The 3,581-nt window shown below is 74.9% G+C and carries 2 protein-coding genes and 1 pseudogene; all 3 read left to right on the forward strand.

Going from position 1 to position 3,581, the window contains the following annotated elements; all coding sequences use genetic code 11:
• Nucleotides 1-1,486, forward strand: a 1,486-nt coding sequence (locus KS423_RS41230) for a hypothetical protein (protein WP_224284856.1), incomplete at its 5' end; no start/stop codon positions are given.
• A gap of 77 nt (nucleotides 1,487-1,563) precedes the next feature.
• Nucleotides 1,564-2,439, forward strand: coding sequence for a hypothetical protein (locus KS423_RS41235; RefSeq protein ID WP_224284857.1), 876 nt, complete (start codon nucleotides 1,564-1,566; stop codon nucleotides 2,437-2,439).
• Nucleotides 2,440-2,555: 116 nt separating this feature from the next.
• Nucleotides 2,556-3,581: pseudogene (locus KS423_RS41240) on the forward strand (hypothetical protein); the annotation flags it as partial.

Here is a 3,581-nt window from a genome sequence, read left to right on the forward strand (position 1 = left end):
GGCCGTCGCCGCGCGCCCCGCGCCCGGCCCCGCCGCCGACGAGGGCCTGGCCCGCCGGCTCAAGGCGCTGGCCTGCACCGCCCCGCTGCACGACCTGGACAACCGCAAGGTCAACCTGGCCGGCGAGTACGGCGGCTACGCGATGGCCGAGGTCGGCCTCGCCGCGATCGACCTGGTCACCCTGAACATGGACTTCGACACCGGGGCCGACCGCGAGATAGTGCTCGCCCGGCTGCTGCCCCGGGTCGCCGCCCAGGCCGTAGGCCGTCCCGCCGCCGAGCACGAGCGGGTCGCCCGCTGGGTGCTGGAGTCGATGATCAACGTCGGCAGCGTGGACCGCGGCTTCCGCGCCGTCTACGGGACCTTCGGCCCGGACGGCGAGTACGTCCGCCGCGACTACGACTTCAAGCTGATCGAGGAGGTCCCCGGCCTCGACGGCGGCGTCTACCTGCGCACCACCGACGAGGCGGTCAACGTCCTGGTCGGCGCGCTCGACACCGACGTCACCTCGGCCCAGATCGCCGCCGAGGTCAAGCTGGAGGTGCTGATCCGCCGCGGCCGCCTGGCCGACGCCCAGCTCGCCGCCGAGCAGGCCCGCTACCGCACCGTCCAGTACGCCGAGACGCTGCGCCGCGCCCTGGACGCCACCCGCCGCAACGTCCGCGCGGTCGACTGGATGCGCGCCATTCCCGACCTCATCGAGGAGGCGCTGGACCACATCGCCGACCGCTACCGGCACGAGAACGCGATTCTCACCAACATCCGCAAGGCACGCGACGAGGCCGAGGACCCGGAGCACAAGCGCCGCGCTGCCGAGCTGGTCGACATCGTCAAGGACTGCATCCGCCGTCACACCCAGCTCCAGACCCGGCTGCTGGAGGCCGGCCCGCTGTTCCGCGCCGAGCAGGACCGCCAGGCCTTCGCCACCCCCGGCGCCCGCAGCGGCATCGACCTCTACGGGCAGCTGCTCGCCCCCGTGCTGCGGCTGCCGATCGAGCAGGCCGTCCGCCCCACCGGCGCGTTCTTCGCCCGCGGCGCCGGTCTGCGCACCCCGGTCTCGGTCCGGGTCACCGACCTGGTCGACCTGCTGCTCACCCCGCCGGTCGAACGCGAGCACCTCGGCGCCGAGCTCCCCGACCCGGACCTGGTCGCCACCCCGGACGACAGCCGGTTCTCCGAGGCCCAGCTGGAGTCCGCGATGCTCCTGCTCGACCTGCCCCCGGACGCACCCCGCCGGCTCTCCGGCCTGCTCGCCGACGCCCGCAAGCAGGACCCGGACCTGCCGTACCTGGTCGCCCTGCTCGCCGTGCACGCCGCCAGCCCGCCGGTCGGCACCGCCTACCGCCAGGGCGAGGAGCGGCTGCTGTTCGCCGTGGACGACGGCACCCCGCTGCTCGACCCGGAGTTCGGCGGCGCCGACCTGATCGTCGGCAGCGCCCTGCTCGACGCGGTCGGCATGGCCGCCGACCGCAAGGACGCCGGCTGACCGGCCGGCAGGCACACGTTGCCGGGACCAACCTTGACGAACCGTAACCACCGCGCCACCCCCGAGGAGCACCGCCCGTGACGACCCACCACGACACGTCCTGGGCGGCTGAGAGCGAACCCGCGGCCCCCGCGCCGATCACCCCGGCCGACGTCGCGGACGCCGCCCGGCTGGTGTCCTTCGGCCTCCAGGCCAAGCTGCTGCCCGCCCGGGACGCCGAGTACGCCGAGCTGGTGCGCCGCCACCGCGAGGACCCGCCGTTCGCCCGGCTCGCCGACGCCATCGCCACCGGCATGGGCCTGGTCGTCCTGGAGGTCTCCCCGCGGGCCGGCATGGCCGTGGCCGCCGCCGAGGACTCGCTGTTCGCCGTCCGGATGGGCGACTACTCGCGCCGCGCCGCCTCCGAGTCCACCGACCGCTTCCTGCACGGCCTCGCCCACCTGGCCGTCGCGGCGATGGCCTTCCCGCGCCCCGAGGACCTCGCCGACGACGGCTACCTCGGCCGGATCACCGTCAACGGCGTCGACGCCTTCGTCCGCCAGGCCTGCCGCCGCCTGGAGGAGCAGGCCGGCGCCGAGGGCGCCAACACCGACCCGGCCTCCGACGCCCCCGGACTGGAGGCCGCCTGGCGGGTGTGGGCCCGGCGCACCGCCACCGGCGCCACCAAGGACGCCCGCCGGCTCTCCGGCTCGACCATCGGCATCGTCGCCAAGGCGGTGCTGTTCCTGGTCGACTCCGGCTTCCTCCAGAAGGTCTCCGACGACTCCGGCGGCACCTACCGCACGACCGCCCGCTACCAGCTCCAGGTGCGCGACCTGGCGGGCAGCGCGGCCATGGCCGAACTCCTCGACCTCGGCGTCGTCCCGGTCTCCGACGGCACCGCCAGCCTGCTGCCGCCGGACACCGGCGACGAACTGGTCGCCGACGCCGGGCTGCCGTTCCACTCGCTCTGAGCCCCGGGGCTCGGAGTCCACCCGCTCCGAGCCCACCGCGCCGGCCCCGGCCACCCGCCCCGAGCCGGCCCGCCGCCCATCCCTCACGCCCCGCAAGCCACGGAGAACCGCCGCACATGTACGAGCTCAACCGGGTCCGCCTCTACTCGATCGGACCGGCCGGCGCCCGCTACGCCGACACGGTGCTCGACCTGCGCGGCGTCGGCGAGCCGGTCGCCGACCCGGCCCCGCAGCAGATCGGCCTGTTCGGCGAGGACCCCGACGGCCCGGTCCGCCGCCCCGCTCCGGCAGGCGTGCTCTTCCTGGAGAACGGCGGCGGCAAGTCCGTCCTGCTCAAGCTGATCTTCTCGGTCATGCTCCCCGGCCACCGCAACACCCTCGGCGGCGCCAGCTCCGGTGTGCTGCGCAAGTTCCTGCTCGCCGACGACTGCGGCCACGTCGCCCTGGAGTGGCAGCACACCGTCACCGGCGAGCTGATCGTGGTCGGCAAGGTCAGCGAGTGGCGCGGCCGCCAGGTCTCCTCCGACCCGCGCAAGTTCGCCGAGACCTGGTACTCCTTCCGCCCCGGCCCCGGTCTGACCCTCGACTCGCTGCCGGTCGCCGAGCGGGTCAGCCTGGCCGGCGACCAGAAGGCCCGCGGCCGCCGCCGCACCATGAAGGGCTTCCGCGACGCCCTCACCGAGGCCGGCAAGGCCCACCCCCACCTCGACCTGGTCTTCGAGGACGGCCACGACCGCTGGACCGAGCACCTCGGCGAACTCGGCCTCGACCCCGAACTCTTCCGCTACCAGCGCGAGATGAACGCCGACGAGGGCGAGGCGGCCGGCCTCTTCGCGGTCAAGCACGACAGCGACTTCACCGACCTCCTGCTGCGCGCCGTCACCGACACCCGGGACACCGACGGCCTCGCCGACCTCGTGCACGGCTTCGCCGCCAAGCTCGGCCGCCGCGCCGAACTCACCGCCGAACGCGACTTCACCGCCGGCTCGCTGGACCTCCTGGAGCGCATCGCGGAGGCCACCACCGCCCGCGAGACCGTCCGCGAGGCCCACCGCACCGCCGAGCGCCGCACCCGCCGCCTCGCCCACGCACTCGCCTCCCGCGCCGCCGCCGAACGCGACCGCGCCCAGGACCTCGCCATC

The organism is Streptomyces sp. LS1784, assembly GCF_020103755.1.
Lineage (GTDB): Bacteria > Actinomycetota > Actinomycetes > Streptomycetales > Streptomycetaceae > Kitasatospora.